Below are 17,177 nucleotides of genomic sequence, written 5' to 3'. Positions count from 1 at the left end.
TTGCGCTCAGGCCTGAGCGCTGTTATCCACGGCCAATGATAACGACACTTGTGCACCCACCACGACGCCGTCCGCGACCCGGTTGGCGATGTCAATGCGCGATCCATGCTCGTCGGCAATCTTCTTCACCACGGCCAGACCCAGCCCGGTTCCCTTCGCCTTGGTGGTGACGTAGGGCTCGAAGGCCCGCTTGAGAATGTGCTCCGGAAAGCCGGTGCCGCGGTCCAGAACACTCAGGCGAACGCGACCGCTTGCCGGCTGCCACTGGGTGCGCAAAATCACGCTGCGATCTTCCTGCACAACCGAATTGGCCGACTCGCAGGCGTCCAGGGCATTTTGTAACAGGTTGTGTACCACCTGACGCAATTGCTGGGCATCGCCCAGCACCGGGGGGCATTGCGCGTCCAGTTCCAGACAGACCGGCACGGCCGTGCCGCTGTCGTACAGGTGCAGGGTGTCCTGAACCAAGGCATTGAGGTTGACTGGCTTGAGTTCCGCCGCAGGCAGACGCGCATAGTCCCGGAACTCATTGACCAGCCGTTTCATCGCGTCGACCTGGTCCACAATGGTTTTCACGGATTTGGTCAGCAGCGCCTCATCGGTCGCAGCCAGCTTGCCAGACAGTTTCATTTCCAGGCGCTCGGCAGACAGCTGGATCGGCGTCAGCGGATTTTTGATTTCGTGGGCCAGCCGGCGAGCCACTTCCCCCCAGGCCTGTGCGCGCTGCGCCGAGACGATCTCGGAGATATCGTCGAACACCAGCAAACGCGCGTCGCCCGGTAACTCGGCGCCACGGGCCACAAGCGTAAGGGTCCGGTCAAAGGGGCCGCGCATGGCCCCCTGGGAGCCGCCCCCAATTTCAAACGACTGCTGCCAATGGTCCTGCCCATGTTCGGCGCGCTGGTTCAGGAAGCTGCTGAACTGCGTCTGCACGGCACGGCCGAAATCCTGCAACCCCTCAACTTCGGCCAGCAACTGCCCTTCATGCGCGACCAGTGCGACCTGGAGAATACGGGCAGCCCCCGGGTTGGATGAACGAATCTCTCCCTGCGGACCGAGGACGATGACACCCGCCGTCAGGTTGTCCAGAATCGTTTGCAGATTGGCGCGCGCGGCATCCACTTGCGCCATGCTGTGCTGCACGGATTGCCGCGCATCGGCCAGTTGCTCGGTCATGGAGGCAAAGGCTCGCGTCAGGCCGCCCAGTTCATCCTTGCCTTGCATGGCCAGCTTGGGAGTCAGGTCACCGGCTGCCACTTGGCTGACACCTTCCGCCAGCACCAGCAGAGGGCGGGCAATCTGGTTGCCCAGAATCACCGCCAGCAGCACCGCACCAAACACCGCCAGGAACAGGCTCAGTGTGAGGGTGCCGATGTACATGCGCTTGAGGCCTTCCCGACCCAATGCTCGCTCCTGGTACTCGCGGTTGGCGCTTTCCACCGCCAGTGCATTGGCTACCAGATTGGGGGGGAGCGCCTTGGAGACCAGCAGAAACCGGGTCTCCGGTGTAAGGCCGAGAGCCGCGCTCGAAAGAGGAACCAGGACTTTGATGCGCGCGGCACTCGCCGCCGAGGGAACTGCATCCTCCAGCCCCTCCACCCAGGACAGGGAGCGTTCGGCCCTGGCGATGCGAAATTGGCTGGGCGATGGCTTGTCCGGACTCAGCTGGAAACCCGACTGGCCGGCGCTGGCGATCAGGGTGCCCGAAGTCCCCCAGACGGCGACATCCGTAGCGCCTAACTGCTCCACCATGCGATCCAGCAGCAGCCCGGTCATTGCGTCCGGATTTTGCGACAGCTGCACAGCCGCCGTCCGCGATTTGTCCGCCAGGTCGTTGGAAAGAGTGTCCAGGGTGACACGCCCCAAATTCAGACCGGCATCCAGTGCCCCCTCCACCTTCACGTCAAACCAGGTTTCAATGGATCGGGAAACGAACTGGTACGACACCACATAAATAAGCAAGCCCGGCGCCAAGCCGACCAGGGCAAAAATGGTTGCCAGCTTCACCAGCAGCCGGCTGCCAAACTTGCCCTGGCGCAGACGCACCAGCAAGCGGTACCCAACCCACACAATGGCCGTCAGCAGCACCGCAGCCACGACCATGTTAATGGTGAAAAGCCGGGCATAGTTGCGCTCGTACATTTCACGGTTGTTGGTGGCCTGCATCAGAAGGTAGAGCAACACTAGGCCGATCACCACCATGGTGACCGCAACCACGGCCACCGTCCGGCGCAGTGCGCGGGAGCTTTGCAAGGCCGCGGCCGGATCGCCAATGCCAGGCAGACGCTTCATTTCAGAGACAAGAACGTGCTGGCGGACGCCGCCAAATCCCAATCGGACTGCCCGATGGCACCAATCTGGAATGGCCTGGGCAACTGGCTCAGGTCCAGCCGGAAACGGAACTCCACCTTGTAGCGGACGCTGCCATCCAGATCCGTTGCGTCTGCAACCTTCCAGCGCAAAATCCGCTTGATGCTGGCAAGTGCCTGCGGCAGGGTGTCGAAACTCTGGTTGAGTGCCAAGCCCAGACTGCCTTCGCGCGCAGCCCCTGAGGTGACATTGAGCCGCCAGCGCCGGGTCAACGGCTGGTAAGCCAGACGCATGTGGCGCGCGGCGGTGCTGACCTGCTTGTCATACCAGTACCAGCGCTCCCGCACGATGTCGGCCTCGGCGACAAAAAAGAGGGGGACGCCCTTGAGCAGCGCGTCTTCTACGGCAGAAGGCAGGTCAAACAGCATCTGCGCCGACACCAGCACTTCATCTTCGACACGCTCCACCCGGAACTGGGTGACTTCGGTGCTGGTCTGAGCCTGCGCCAGCCCTGCCACCAGCATCAAACCCCACGCCCACAGCGCCCGCATGGCCCCGTCAAGCCAGCCGTTTTTGCAGCAACGCGTAGTAGAAACCATCGTGATCACCCGCCCGATTGTCCGGGACGGCACCCGCTTTGGAACCATTTTGGGGAATTAAATGGCCTGGAGATGGCAGCAAAATCGCATCGGTGTTGTGCGCAAGAAACGTTTGGACCTGGTCGTACCCTTCGGCACGGAAAACAGAACAGGTGCAGTACACCAGCTGTCCGCCCGGACGTAACAAGGCCCACAACGTTTGCAGTAGGTGTTTCTGCTGGTCCGCCAACTGCGCGATATCCGACTCGCGGCGCAGCCAGCGCACATCCGGATGGCGACGGACAATGCCAGAGGCCGTGCACGGTGCATCCAGCAAGATGGCATCGAAGAGTTGCCCATCCCACCAATCCTGCGGCCGCGCGGCGTCAGCCGTCTGTACGCGGGCCTGCAAGCCCAGACGGGCGGTATTCTGTGTGATGCGTGCACAGCGGCGGGCGTCTATTTCCAACGCCGTCACCGCACCATCGGAGATCTCCAGCAAATGGCCGGTCTTGCCGCCGGGCGCCGCACAGGCATCCAGAATGCGCAGACCCGCCCCATTTGCCATTCCCTGCAGCAACAAGGGCGCCGCCATCTGCGCCCCCGCATCCTGCACCGAGACCAACCCCTGCTCAAAACCGGGAATGCGCTGAACCGGAATGGCATGTTCCAGAACGACAGCGCTGGGGACCTGAACGTCCGCACGGGCCGCAATGCCCGCCTGCGCCAGCAGGGCCAGATAGTCCGGTGTACGGATTTTGCGTCCGTTCACCCGCAAGGTCATGGGTGCCGGATCATTGGCTGCCGCCAGTATGTCGCGCCATTGCTCGGGATGGTCCTGCTTGACACGCTTGATCCACCAAGAGGGGTGGTTCCAGCAGGCGACCGGGTCGGCATCGGTGCTGGCCACCAAAGCGTCCCGCTCCCGCAAGAACCGGCGCAGGCACGCATTCAGAAAGTTGGCCTGCGCCCGGATGGCGGCACTGTGCTTGGCGGCCTCCACGGTCTGGTTGACCAGGGTGAATGCATCATACGGGGCGTCCGCGTCGCGCCAGGACAGCGCCAGGGCCGTGCACAGAAGCGCATCGGCAGCCGGCGGCGGCAAGCGAGTCGCCAGCTTCTGGAGCAAGGCTTGCGCACGCCCCAGATTGCGCCACACATGAAAGGCCAGCGCCTGCACGCCGGGGCGCAGGTCAGCCGGTACGTCCTCGAGTGCGGCCGTGCCGGATGCACCATTGCGTACGGCGGTGACGACTACCGAGGTTGCCAGCAACTGGCGCCACAGCGGGATGGAAGTATGGGCGGGATTCACCATGGTGCGCTCACAGCAACCCCGCGGGTTTGAATCCCATGGTACCGGCCACCAGCCGCGCCGGGAATTGGTCTATGGCTTCGTTGTATTTGGTCAAAATGCGATTGAAGCCGCCGCGCGCGGCTTCTACTTTCAAAGTTACGGCGTCCCATTGCAACCGCATGGTGTCCGGAACCGGTGGCCCGGCGAGATCGGCCGGTGCATCACACAGGCGCTCCCACGCCTCATGCAGGGCTGTCAGGGCCTGTGTCAACCGGGCAACGGGCTCCACCGCCAGCGGCATGCCCCGGGCATCCTTCAATGCGCGCTCCAGGGTCTGCAGAATGGTCAGCAGATGTGCCCATTCCGGCGGCAAATGCTCAGTCGACACGGGACTGGCCTGCGTCGGGCTGGCACCGGGAACCGACAGGTGCACGCTCACCAGATCCGCATAGCGACGCAGGTATTTTTCAACCGAGCCCAATGCAGCCAGTCCACGGGCACGCATGCGCATCAAGCGGTTGTACAAGCCCACGCCCCAGAAAACAGCAAGCGCCAGCCCCATCCACAGCAACAGTGAACCACTCATGATTGTCCTGTCCATTCCAGCCTGCAACCGGAGATTCCAACAAAAAACCCCAAGCTCCTCGCAAAAGGGGCTTGGGGTGCTACGTTTCAGTAGCAGCAGACCTTACTCGTCCGCAGTGCCTTCCTGGGCTTGCACTTCGCCAACAGTTTCGGCGTCGCCAGCCAGCTCGGCCGCTTCTGCCTCGGCAATGGCGCGACGTTCTGCGTCATCCATCTGCTCCCGTACCTTGCGGGCTTCATGGTACGCCAAGCCGGTGCCCGCTGGAATCAGGCGGCCAACGATGACGTTTTCCTTCAGACCACGCAACTCATCGCGCTTGCCCATAATGGCCGCTTCGGTCAGCACTCGGGTCGTTTCCTGGAAGGAAGCGGCAGAGATGAACGAATCGGTCGACAGCGATGCCTTGGTAATACCCAGCAGCAAGTTGCTGTAGGTTGCAGGAATCTTGCCCTCAGCGCGCAACGCATCGTTGGTGTTGAGCATTTCGGAACGCTCAACCTGTTCACCGTTGATGTAAGAGGAATCACCGGCGTTCTCGACCACCACACGGCGCAGCATCTGGCGAACAATCACTTCAATGTGCTTGTCGTTGATCTTCACGCCCTGCAAGCGGTACACGTCCTGCACTTCGTCAACGATGTAGCGCGCCAGTTCTTCCGACCCCAGCAGACGCAGGATGTCCTGCGGATCAGCCGGGCCGTCCACCACGCTTTCACCCTTGTTCACAACCTGGCCTTCGTGAACCAGAATGTTCTTCTCCTTCGGCACCAGGTCTTCCCAGACCTTGCCGTCCGGATCCGTGATCTGCAGGCGGATCTTGCCCTTGGTTTCCTTGCCGAACGACACGGTGCCGGTGATCTCGGCCAGCGTACCCTTGTCCTTGGGCGTGCGGGCTTCGAACAGTTCTGCCACGCGGGGCAGACCACCGGTAATGTCGCGGGTTTTCTGGCCTTCGATCGGGATGCGGGCCAGCACTTCGCCGGGGCCCACGTCCTGACCATCACGCACCTGTACCAGCGCGCCCACAGGGAAGCCGATGGTCACCGAGTGATCGGTTCCCGGAATCTTGACTTCCTGTCCCGACGCGTCGATCAGCTTGACCTGCGGACGGACAATCTTGGCCGCGCCACGGCGCTTCGGATCGATCACCACCAGCGTGGACAAGCCGGTCACTTCGTCCACCTGCTTGGCCACCGTCAGACCTTCTTCCACATTTTCGAACTGCGCCTTACCGGCGAATTCGGTAATGATGGGGCGGGTCAGCGGGTCCCAGTTGGCCAGAATGGTGCCTGCCTTGATGGCTTGGTCGGCCTTCACGGTCAACACAGCGCCGTACGGCACCTTGTGGCGTTCACGCTCGCGGCCATGCTCGTCCTGGATGATGATCTCACCGGAACGTGCAATCACCACCAGCTCTTTCTTGCTGTTGGTCACGTAACGCATGGTCGCGTTGAAACCAATCGTGCCGTTGGATTTTGCTTCCACGCTGGAGGCGATGGCGGCACGCGATGCTGCACCACCGATGTGGAACGTCCGCATGGTCAGCTGGGTGCCTGGTTCGCCGATGGACTGGGCAGCAATCACACCGACGGCCTCGCCGCCGTTGATCAGACCGCCGCGCCCCAGGTCACGGCCATAGCACTTGGCGCAGATGCCGTAGCGGGTCTCGCAAGTCAGCGCCGTGCGCACCTTGACTTCGTCCACGCCGGCCGCTTCCAACTCGTCGATCAGGTCTTCGTCCAGCATGGTGCCGGACGTTGCCAGAACCGCACGGTTCTCGGGGTGCACCACATCTTCCGCTGCCGTGCGACCCAAAATGCGGTCCCGCAGGGATTCGATGACCTCACCACCCTCAACAATGGCGCGCATCAGCGAGCCTTCGTGGGTGCCGCAATCCTGCTCGGTCACCACCAGATCCTGGGTCACGTCCACCAGACGGCGGGTCAGATAACCGGAATTCGCGGTCTTCAAGGCGGTGTCGGCCAGACCCTTACGGGCACCGTGGGTGGAGATGAAGTACTCCAGCACGTTCAGACCTTCACGGAAGTTCGCGGTAATAGGCGTTTCGATGATGGAGCCGTCAGGCTTGGCCATCAAACCCCGCATACCGGCCACCTGGCGAATCTGCGCCGCAGAACCACGGGCACCGGAGTCGGCCATCATGTAGATGGAGTTGAAGGACTCCTGATCCACTTCCTTGCCGTGGCGATCCAGCACCTTCTGCTTGGAGAGCTGGGCCATCATCACCTTGGACACTTCGTCACCCGACTTGCCCCAGATGTCCACCACCTTGTTGTAGCGTTCACCCGCAGTCACCAGACCGGACACATACTGCTGTTCGATTTCCTTGACCTCTTTCTGAGCTCGACCAATGATGTCGCTCTTCTCGGGCGGCACCAGCATGTCGTCAATACAGATCGAAATACCGGCCTTGGTCGCCAGGCGGAAACCGGACTGCAACAGCTTGTCGGCAAACACCACCGTGTCCTTGAGTCCGCACTTGCGGAAAGACACGTTGATCAGCTTGGAAATTTCCTTCTTCTTCAACGCCTTGTTGATGTTGGAGAAAGGAAGCCCCTTGGGCAGGATCTCGGACAGCAAAGCACGCCCGGCCGTGGTTTCCCACAGCTTGGTGGACGGTGTCAACTCGCCGGTGGCCTTGTTCTTGGTGTACTCGGTCAAACGCACATTGATCTTGGCATTCAACTCGACTTCACCCGCGTCAAAAGCGCGTTGCACTTCACCGGTGTCGGCAAAAATCAGGCCTTCACCCTTGCCGTTGATGCGTTCACGGGTCGTGTAGTACAGACCCAGCACCACGTCTTGCGACGGCACAATGGAAGGCTCTCCGTTGGCGGGGAACAGGATGTTGTTGGAGGCCAGCATCAAGGTGCGGGCTTCCATCTGCGCTTCCACCGACAACGGCACGTGAACGGCCATCTGGTCACCGTCGAAGTCGGCGTTGAAGGCCGCGCAGACGAGGGGGTGCAGCTGGATGGCCTTGCCTTCGATCAGGATGGGTTCAAACGCCTGGATACCCAGACGGTGCAGCGTAGGCGCACGGTTGAGCATCACCGGATGCTCTTTGATGACCTCTTCCAGAATGTCCCAGACCACGGGGGTGCCGGATTCCACTTCCTTCTTGGCCGCCTTGATGGTGGTGGCAATGCCCATGGCTTCCAGGCGCGCGAAGATGAAGGGCTTGAACAGTTCCAAGGCCATCAGCTTGGGCAGACCGCACTGGTGCAGCTTGAGCGTTGGGCCCACGGTAATCACGGAACGACCGGAGTAGTCCACGCGCTTGCCCAGCAAGTTCTGGCGGAAACGACCGGATTTACCCTTGATCATGTCAGCCAAGGACTTCAAGGCGCGCTTGTTGGCGCCGGTCATGGCCTTGCCGCGGCGGCCATTGTCCAGCAAGCTGTCCACGGCTTCCTGCAGCATGCGCTTCTCATTGCGCGCAATGATTTCCGGCGCCTTCAACTCCAGCAAACGGCGCAGACGGCTGTTGCGGTTAATGACGCGGCGGTACAGGTCGTTCAGGTCGGAGGTCGCAAAGCGGCCGCCGTCCAGCGGCACCAGCGGACGCAGGTCCGGCGGCAGCACGGGCAGCACGTCCAGCACCATCCACTCGGGTTTGATGCCGGATTTCTTGAACGCTTCCAGAACCTTCAAACGCTTGGCGTTCTTCTTGATCTTGAGCTCGGAACCGGTCAGGTCGTTGCGCAGCTTCTCGATGGAACCTTCGATATCAATGCTTTGCAGCAGGTCCTTGATACCTTCCGCGCCCATCTTGGCCTGGAACTCGTCGCCGTATTCCTTGAACTTGGCGTCATAGTCGTCTTCGGACATGATGCTGAACTTCTTCAGCGGGGTCATGCCGGGATCGGTTACCACGTACGCTTCAAAGTACAGCACGCGTTCGATATCGCGCAGCGTCATGTCCAGCACCAGGCCCAAACGGCTGGGCAGGGACTTCAGGAACCAGATGTGCGCGCAGGGAGCTGCCAGGTCAATGTGACCCATGCGTTCGCGACGCACCTTGGTCTGAGTGACTTCAACACCGCACTTCTCGCAGATCACGCCGCGGTGCTTCAAACGCTTGTACTTGCCGCACAGGCATTCGTAGTCCTTGATAGGTCCAAAAATCTTGGCGCAGAACAGACCATCGCGCTCGGGCTTGAACGTGCGGTAGTTGATGGTCTCAGGTTTGCGCACTTCGCCGAACGACCACGAACGGATCTTTTCTGGCGAAGCCATACCGATCTTGATGGCACCGAAGTGCTCGTCGGGCGTGAACTGCTTGAACAGGTCGAGTAATGATTTCATGGGTTAAATCCTTTTCTTGTTCGCAATCAGCTACGCTCAAGTTCCATGTCGATACCCAGGGAACGAATTTCCTTGAGCAGCACATTGAACGATTCGGGCATGCCGGCTTCGATGGAATGCTCGCCCTTGACGATGCTTTCGTACACCTTGGTACGACCTTGCACGTCGTCGGACTTGACCGTGAGCATTTCCTGCAACGTGTAGGCTGCGCCATACGCTTCCAGCGCCCACACTTCCATTTCACCAAAGCGCTGTCCACCGAACTGGGCTTTACCACCCAAAGGTTGCTGGGTCACCAAGCTGTACGGGCCGGTTGAACGGGCGTGCATCTTGTCGTCCACCAAGTGGTGCAACTTCAGGTAATGCATATATCCGACCGTGGTGGTGCGCTCGAAAGCGTCGCCGGTGCGGCCGTCATACAGTTGGGCCTGGGTACGAGCGGCGGTCAGGCCCTTGGCCTTTGCCACGTCATCCGGATAGGCCAGTTGCAGCATGTCGCCGATTTCCTTTTCCGTCGCGCCGTCAAACACGGGAGAGGCAAAGGGAACACCACTGGTGAGCTCTTGGGCCATTTCCTGCACCTCTGCGTCGGACAGCTGGGCCAAGTCTTCCTTGCGACCGGCACTGTTATAGACCTTCTCGAGGAAGCCGCGGATTTCGGCCGCAGCGGCTTCTCGTTGCAGCATGTCGCCAATACGGTGTCCCAAGCCCTTGCCAGCCCATCCCAAGTGCACTTCCAGCACCTGGCCAATGTTCATACGCGAAGGCACGCCCAATGGGTTCAGCACGATGTCTACAGGGGTACCGTCAGCCATGTACGGCATGTCTTCCACGGGCGTGATCTTGGAAACCACACCCTTGTTGCCGTGGCGACCCGCCATCTTGTCACCGGGCTGCAGGCGGCGCTTGACCGCGATGTAGACCTTGACCATCTTCAGCACGCCAGCTGGCAACTCATCGCCTTGTGTAAGCTTCTTGCGCTTTTCTTCAAAGGCGAGGTCAAAGCTGTGGCGGGTTTGCTCCAGCGAGTTCTTGATGCTCTCCAGCTGGGTGGCTACTTCATCGTCCGCCGGTCGGATGTCGAACCAGTGGAACTTCTCGACGGAGGCCAGATACGCCTTGTCGATCTTGGTGCCCTTGGCCAGCTTCTGCGGACCACCGTTGGCAACCTTGCCAGCCAACAGCTTTTCAATCCGGTCGAACGCGTCGGCTTCCACGATACGGATCTGGTCATTCAGATCCAGGCGGAAACGCTTGAGTTCGTCGTCAATGATCTGCTGGGCACGCTTGTCGCGGGTAATGCCTTCGCGGGTGAAGACCTGCACGTCGATCACAGTGCCTTGCGAGCCTTGATCCACCCGCAGCGAGGTGTCTTTCACGTCCGACGCCTTTTCACCGAAGATGGCACGCAGCAGTTTCTCTTCAGGCGTCAGAGTCGTTTCACCCTTGGGCGTTACTTTACCCACCAGCGTGTCACCCGGCTGAACCTCGGCACCCACGTAGATGATGCCGGACTCGTCCAGACGGTTGAGTTGCTGTTCGCTCAGGTTGGGGATGTCGCGGGTAATTTCTTCCGCGCCCAACTTGGTGTCACGCGCCATCACTACGAGCTCTTCGATATGAATGGAGGTGTAGCGGTCTTCTGCCACCACGCGCTCGCTAATCAGAATCGAATCTTCGAAGTTGTAGCCGTTCCAGGGCATGAAGGCCACCAGCATGTTCTGGCCAATGGCGATTTCGCCCAGATCGGTGGAAGCACCGTCAGCGATGACGTCGCCCTTGGCCAGCTTGTCGCCCTTCTTGACGATAGGACGCTGGTGAATGTTGGTGTTCTGATTGGACCGCTGGTACTTGATCAGGTTGTAGATATCCACACCGACTTCGCCAGCTTGCGCTTCCGCGTCGTTCACGCGAATCACCACGCGGGTTGCATCCACGTAGTCCACGATACCGCCACGGGTGGTGGTCACCACGGTGCCGGAGTCGACCGCAGCGACGCGCTCAATCCCGGTACCCACCATGGGCTTCTCGGGACGCAGCACGGGCACGGCCTGACGCGACATGTTGGCGCCCATCAGTGCCCGGTTCGCATCGTCGTGCTCCAGGAAAGGCACCAGCGAAGCTGCCACCGACACGATCTGTGCGGGCGAAACGTCCATGTACTGGACACGCTCCGCGCCCACCAGAATGGACTCGCCCTTCTCACGCGCAGAAACCAGATCGCCGGTCAGCTTGCCGTCCTTGTCCAGGGCCGCATTGGCCTGGGCAATCACGTACTTGCCTTCTTCAATGGCCGACAGGTAGTCGATGTCGTTGGTCACCTTGCCATCGACCACGCGACGGTACGGCGTTTCGATGAACCCGTATTCGTTCAAGCGGGCGTAGAGCGCCAGCGAGTTGATCAGACCAATGTTTGGGCCTTCTGGCGTTTCGATAGGACACACCCGACCGTAGTGGGTCACGTGCACGTCGCGGACTTCAAAGCCGGCACGCTCACGCGTCAAACCGCCCGGGCCCAGGGCCGATACGCGGCGCTTGTGGGTGATTTCGGCCAGGGGGTTCGTCTGGTCCATGAACTGGGACAGCTGCGAAGCGCCAAAGAACTCCTTCAACGCAGCCGAGATCGGCTTGCTGTTGATCAGGTCGTGCGGCATCAGCGGCTCTTGCTCGGCCTGACCCAGGCGCTCTTTCACAGCCTTCTCGATCCGTGCCAAGCCGGTGCGGTATTGGTTCTCGGCCAGTTCGCCCACGCAGCGCACACGACGGTTACCCAAGTGGTCGATGTCGTCGACGTCGCCACGGCCATTGCGCAGGTCCACCAGGATCTTGACCACGGCCAGGATGTCCTCGTTGGTCAGCACCTTGGGGCCAGTAGACTCGGAGCGGCCCATCTTGGCGTTGAACTTCATGCGACCGACGCGCGACAGATCGTAGGTGTCCGGGTTGTAGAACAGGCGCTGGAACAGGGCCTGCACGGCGTCTTCCGTAGGCGGCTCGCCAGGGCGCATCATGCGGTAGATGGCCACGCGAGCGGCGAACTCGTCCACCGTTTCGTCGGTGCGCAGGGTTTGCGAAATGTAGGCACCCTGGTCCAGTTCGTTGGTGTAAATGCAAGGCAGGTCCTGCACGCCGGCCAGACGCAACTTCTTGAGCAGTGCTTCGGTCAGCTCCTCATTGGCTTTGGCCACGATTTCACCGGTATCACCGTCGACAACGTTGCGTGCAACCACGCGGCCGATCAGGAAGTCTTCCGGCACGCTGATATGGGTCGTGCCCGACTGCTCCAGTTCGCGGGTGTGGCGGGCTGTGACCCGCTTGTCCTTGGCCACCACGACTTTTCCGCTCTTGTCGGTAATGTCGAAACGGGCCACTTCACCGCGCAGGCGTTCGGCCACAAACTCCATCTGGGCGCCACTGTCCATCAGGCGGAAGTTGTCGTTGACGAAGAAGTTGGCCAGGATGGATTCGTTGGTCAGGCCAATGGCCTTGAGCAGGATCGTGACCGGCATCTTGCGGCGACGGTCCACGCGGAAGTACAGCAGGTCCTTGGGATCGAACTCGAAGTCGAGCCAGGAACCGCGGTACGGAATGATGCGCGCCGAGAACAGCAGCTTGCCCGAGCTGTGGGTCTTGCCCTTGTCGTGCTCGAAGAACACGCCAGGCGAACGGTGCAACTGGGACACGATCACGCGCTCAGTACCGTTGATGATGAAGGATCCCTTGCCCGTCATGAGCGGAACTTCACCCATGTAGACTTCCTGCTCCTTGACCTCTTTGACCACCTTGTTTTGCGTCGTCGAGGACTCGCGATCGTAAATGATCAGTTGCACCTTGGCACGCACGGCGGAGGCGAAGGTCAAACCACGGGTCTGGCATTCACGCACATCGAAAGCCGGCTTGGCCAGGCTGTACTCCAGGTACTTCATCTCGACGAAACCGTTGTGCGAGACGATCGGGAAAGCGGCTTCAAAAGCAGCCTGCAGACCTTCTGCGGTCCGCTTTTTCGGAGCAACATCGGCCTGCAAGAATGCCGTGTAGGCATCTTTTTGCATTTGCAGCAGGTAGGGAATTTCGAGCACGCTATCGCGACTACCGAAGTTTTTGCGAATACGCTTGCGTTCAGTGTATGTGTAAGCCATTAGATCTCCGGGCAAAGACTGAGGAATCCTGGGGGTCCTAGGCGACTGTCGTGTTGAACATCACTTTCAACACTCCTTGGCGATTGGCCACTACCAATCACTGGCGGACGGTCGTGCGTTGCACACAACCCGTACCAAGGCGTCTTCTGCAGTCGGGGTCAGAAGACACTAAAAAACGGTGAGTCACCGCTTTTTAGTGCGCTCTTATAGAACAGCAAAGGCTGGGAGCCCTTTTGGAGCATCCCAGCCCAGGAACAAAGATCGATTACTTGAGTTCGACCTTGGCGCCAGCTTCTTCCAGCTTCTTCTTGGCAGCTTCAGCGTCAGCCTTGGCAATGCCTTCCTTGACGTTCTTGGGAGCGCCGTCCACCAGGTCCTTGGCTTCCTTGAGGCCCAGGCCGGTGATTTCGCGCACTGCCTTGATGACGGACACCTTGTTGGCGCCGGCGTCAAGCAGCACTACGTTGAATTCCGTCTTCTCTTCAGCAGCAGCAGCAGCACCGCCACCAGCAGCAGCGGGAGCAGCCATGGCTGCAGCGCTCACACCAAACTTCTCTTCAATGGCTTTCACCAGGTCGTTGAGTTCCATGACCGTCATGCTGTCCAGCGCGGTCAAAAATGCGTCTTTATCGAATGCCATTTTTATTTCCTAACAATATTGGTTACTACAGGCCGCGGGCAATTACGCCGCAACTGCCTCTGCGGGTGCAGCTTCTGCTGCGCCAGCGCCCCGTTGCTCCGCCAGTGCGGCCAGCACACGGGCCGTACGCGAAATGGGGGATTGCATCAAGCCCAGCAACTGCGCCAACAACACTTCCTTGGAAGGGATGCTTGCCAATTGCTTCACGCCGTTCACGTCCAGGGCTTTTCCGCCGTACGCACCAGCACGGATCACCAACTTGTCGTTGGTTTTCGCGAACTCGGCAACCACCTTGGCGGCAGCTACTGCGTCTTCAGAAAAGCCATAGATCAGGGGACCGGTCATCTGGTCGGCCACGACTTCAAATGCGCTACCTGCAACAGCACGGCGAGCCAGGGTGTTTTTCAACACACTCAGGCTCACGCCAGCGCTGCGCGCGGTGTTGCGCAGTTTGGTCATGTCAGCGACCGTGATGCCGCGGTATTCCGCGATCACGAGCGTTTGAGCTTTAGCGGCGAGGCCGGTCACATCACTGATGACCGCTTCTTTCTCACTGCGATTAAGACTCAAGGTCTACTCCTTTAAATGCGCTTGGCAGCTTGCGCCACCTCACGCTCCACATTGCAGCGACCAACTGTTAACAGAAATTTTCATTCCATCTGCAGCGGGATCGCCATCTGCGTTGGACATTAAGCGCAATTGCTTGCGCACCAACGGTCTTGGATGACCTGCCAGCACCTTGCGGCACCAACAGCCCACCACATCGGGCGTCCTTTTCAGGACCCCCAGATTTCTGCGATTACGCCGCGATGGATTGGAGGTCCACGCGAACCCCCACGCCCATGGTCGACGAAACAGCAACTTTCTTCAGATACACACCCTTGCTGGAAGCCGGCTTGGCCTTCTGCAAAGCATCCACCAGAGCTGCCAGATTGCCCTGCAACTGGGCAGAGTCAAACGAGCGGCGACCAATGGTGGAGTGAACGATACCGGCCTTGTCAACACGGAATTGCACCTGACCAGCCTTGGCGTTCTTGACGGCGGTGGCGACATCAGGCGTCACGGTGCCGACCTTGGGGTTAGGCATCAAACCGCGCGGGCCCAGAATCTGGCCCAAAGTACCCACAACGCGCATGGCATCCGGAGCGGCAATGACTACGTCGAAAGGCATGTCGCCAGCCTTGACCATGGCAGCCAGATCGTCCATACCGACGATGTCAGCGCCAGCCGCCTTGGCTTCTTCAGCCTTGGCACCCTGGGCAAAGACTGCAACACGGGTGGTTTTGCCGGTGCCGTTGGGCAGCACGACCGCGCCACGCACGACCTGGTCCGACTTCTTGGCATCCACACCCAGCTGAACAGCGACGTCGATCGACTCGTCAAACTTGGCGGTGGCGAAGCTCTTCACCAAGCCCAGTGCATCACCCAGGGGATACAGCTTGTTGGTGTCGACTTTGCCTTGCTGGGCTTTTTGCTTTTTGGTGAGCTTGGACATTTTTATACGCCCTCCACATTCACACCCATGGAACGGGCGGTACCGGCAATGGTACGAACGGCGCCTTCCAGATCGGCAGCATTCATATCCTTCATCTTGGTCTTGGCGATTTCTTCCAGCTGAGCGCGGGTGATCTTGCCAACTTTATCCTTCAGCGGATTGGCAGAGCCCTTGTCCAGCTTGATGGCCTTCTTGATCAGGACCGTCGCGGGCGGCGTCTTGATGATGAAGGTGAAGCTCTTGTCTGCATAAGCCGTGATCACCACAGGCAAGGGCAGGCCGGGCTCAACACCCTGGGTCTGCGCATTGAAAGCCTTGCAGAATTCCATGATGTTCAAGCCGCGCTGACCCAAAGCCGGGCCAATGGGGGGGGATGGGTTGGCCTTACCAGCTGGCACTTGCAGCTTGACAAAACCGACGATTTTTTTCGCCATGATTGCTCCTTACGGGTAATAACGCTTGGGCTCCGAACATTTCAGAACCCTTGCTCCCCGGGGTTAACGACTCACCAACAACATCCGCACCGAGTCGAAAAATGCGGACTGAAAATCTGAAATTCAGGTTTTCTCGATTTGAGAAAACTCCAGCTCAACCGGTGTCGAGCGACCAAAAATGGTGACCGACACGCGCACCTTGCTCTTTTCGTAGTTCACGTCTTCCACGGAACCATTGAAGTCGGTGAAGGGGCCTTCCTTGACCCGCACAAACTCGCCCACCACGAATTCAACCTTGTGGCGGGGCTTGTCGGTGCCTTCTTGCATCTGGTTGACAATCTTCATCACCTCGGCTTCCGAAATAGGTGCCGGGCGATTCTTCGCCCCACCGACAAAACCGGTCACCTTGTTGGTGTGCTTGACCAGATGCCAGGTGTCGTCATCCATCACCATTTCCACGAGCACATAACCCGGGAAGAACTTGCGTTCGGTGGTCTTCTTCTGGCCGTTCTTGACCTCAACAACCTCTTCCATGGGAACGAGGATGCGGCCAAACTTGTTTTGCATGCCAGCGCGCGCGATGCGCTCCAGGATGTTGCGCTCCACGGCCTTTTCCATGCCGGAATAGGCATGCACCACGTACCAGCGCAAGTCCGGATTGGCCGAAGTAGCGGCCGGCAATTCTGCTGAGGGGGTTTCTACAACGTCCGTCATTATTTTCTCCACCCCAGAATCAGGTCATAAAAAAGCCATTCCAGCGTCTTGTCCGTCAGCCACAAGAACAGCGCCATGATCAACACGAAGCCGAAGACATAGGCTGTAATCTGGATCGCCTCCTTGCGCGCCGGCCAGACCACCTTGCGGACTTCCCGCCAGGCATCCCGTCCGAAAGCCACCAACTGGCGGCCCGACTCGGAAGAAAAGAAAACACCCGCCGCAAAAACCAGGCCCAACACCAGGACCACCCATTGAACCAGAGGGCCCCGATTGCCCAACAGGTAAAAGGCGGCCAAAGCAGCCACCACCAAAGCAGCAGCAGCCACCAATTTGGCCTTATCCGCTCCGGTACTGACTGTTTGAACTTGTGATGTGGCCATAATTTTCGTATTTCGCGTTCTGTCTTCGACTCAAATCCAGCAAGCTCAAGGCACCAAAGCCCGCTACACCGTAGCGGGCTTGCGTGCCACCAGTATTACGCTAACCGGGTGGCAGGGGCAGTAGGAATCGAACCTACAACCTTCGGTTTTGGAGACCGACGCTCTGCCAATTGAGCTATACCCCTAAACAATCCTTAGGCAATGATCTTGGCAACCACGCCGGCGCCCACGGTACGGCCACCTTCGCGGATCGCGAAGCGCAGACCTTCTTCCAT

Annotated in this window: 13 protein-coding genes and 1 tRNA gene; all 14 read right to left on the bottom strand. The window is 59.7% G+C overall.

Annotated elements, in window-relative coordinates; genetic code table 11:
* Window positions 1–6: 6 nt before the first annotated feature.
* Window positions 7–2,292: a sensor histidine kinase gene (locus AC1Q5W_RS12320; RefSeq protein ID WP_492644905.1), complete on the bottom strand. Its 2,286-nt coding sequence runs from the start codon at window positions 2,290–2,292 to the stop codon at window positions 7–9.
* Window positions 2,289–2,861 (bottom strand): DUF4390 domain-containing protein, encoded by a 573-nt coding sequence (locus tag AC1Q5W_RS12315; protein ID WP_492644904.1) that lies wholly within the window; start codon window positions 2,859–2,861, stop codon window positions 2,289–2,291. Before AC1Q5W_RS12315 ends, AC1Q5W_RS12320 begins: the two co-directional genes overlap by 4 nt.
* Before the next feature lie 7 nt (window positions 2,862–2,868).
* Entirely contained in the window at window positions 2,869–4,203 is a 1,335-nt protein-coding gene (gene rsmB, locus AC1Q5W_RS12310; protein WP_492644903.1) for a 16S rRNA (cytosine(967)-C(5))-methyltransferase RsmB, read from the bottom strand.
* Window positions 4,204–4,210: 7 nt separating this feature from the next.
* Entirely contained in the window at window positions 4,211–4,768 is a 558-nt protein-coding gene (locus AC1Q5W_RS12305; RefSeq protein WP_492644902.1) for a LemA family protein, read from the bottom strand.
* A gap of 102 nt (window positions 4,769–4,870) precedes the next feature.
* On the bottom strand, window positions 4,871–9,097 hold the full coding sequence (gene rpoC / locus AC1Q5W_RS12300) for a DNA-directed RNA polymerase subunit beta' (RefSeq protein WP_492644901.1): 4,227 nt from the start codon (window positions 9,095–9,097) through the stop codon (window positions 4,871–4,873).
* Between the two features lie 26 nt (window positions 9,098–9,123).
* On the bottom strand, window positions 9,124–13,236 hold the full coding sequence (gene rpoB / locus AC1Q5W_RS12295; protein ID WP_492644900.1) for a DNA-directed RNA polymerase subunit beta: 4,113 nt from the start codon (window positions 13,234–13,236) through the stop codon (window positions 9,124–9,126).
* Window positions 13,237–13,501: 265 nt separating this feature from the next.
* Window positions 13,502–13,876, bottom strand: a complete 375-nt coding sequence (gene rplL, locus AC1Q5W_RS12290; protein WP_492644899.1) for a 50S ribosomal protein L7/L12 — start codon at window positions 13,874–13,876, stop codon at window positions 13,502–13,504.
* A gap of 42 nt (window positions 13,877–13,918) precedes the next feature.
* Entirely contained in the window at window positions 13,919–14,446 is a 528-nt protein-coding gene (gene rplJ, locus AC1Q5W_RS12285; RefSeq protein WP_492644898.1) for a 50S ribosomal protein L10, read from the bottom strand.
* Window positions 14,447–14,675: 229 nt separating this feature from the next.
* Window positions 14,676–15,371, bottom strand: coding sequence for a 50S ribosomal protein L1 (gene rplA, locus AC1Q5W_RS12280; RefSeq protein WP_492644897.1), 696 nt, complete (start codon window positions 15,369–15,371; stop codon window positions 14,676–14,678).
* Between the two features lie 2 nt (window positions 15,372–15,373).
* A complete protein-coding gene (gene rplK, locus AC1Q5W_RS12275) occupies window positions 15,374–15,805 on the bottom strand; it encodes a 50S ribosomal protein L11 (RefSeq protein ID WP_492644896.1) in 432 nt (143 codons plus the stop codon).
* Window positions 15,806–15,928: 123 nt separating this feature from the next.
* The gene (nusG, locus tag AC1Q5W_RS12270) at window positions 15,929–16,519 is read right to left on the bottom strand and encodes a transcription termination/antitermination protein NusG (RefSeq protein ID WP_492644895.1); all 591 of its coding nucleotides are present in this window, start codon (window positions 16,517–16,519) and stop codon (window positions 15,929–15,931) included.
* Window positions 16,519–16,902, bottom strand: coding sequence for a preprotein translocase subunit SecE (gene secE / locus AC1Q5W_RS12265; protein ID WP_492644894.1), 384 nt, complete (start codon window positions 16,900–16,902; stop codon window positions 16,519–16,521). The genes nusG and secE overlap by 1 nt, the downstream gene beginning before the upstream one ends.
* Window positions 16,903–17,011: 109 nt before the next feature.
* Window positions 17,012–17,087, bottom strand: a tRNA-Trp gene (locus AC1Q5W_RS12260).
* 9 nt (window positions 17,088–17,096) lie between these two features.
* A partial coding sequence (locus AC1Q5W_RS12255; RefSeq protein WP_080700483.1) for an EF-Tu C-terminal domain-related protein occupies window positions 17,097–17,177 on the bottom strand: 81 nt, incomplete at its 5' end.

It is taken from the genome of Rhodoferax sp. MLSD5-FHT05B10 (assembly GCF_058793415.1).
This window is presented reverse-complemented; position numbering and strand designations above follow the sequence as displayed.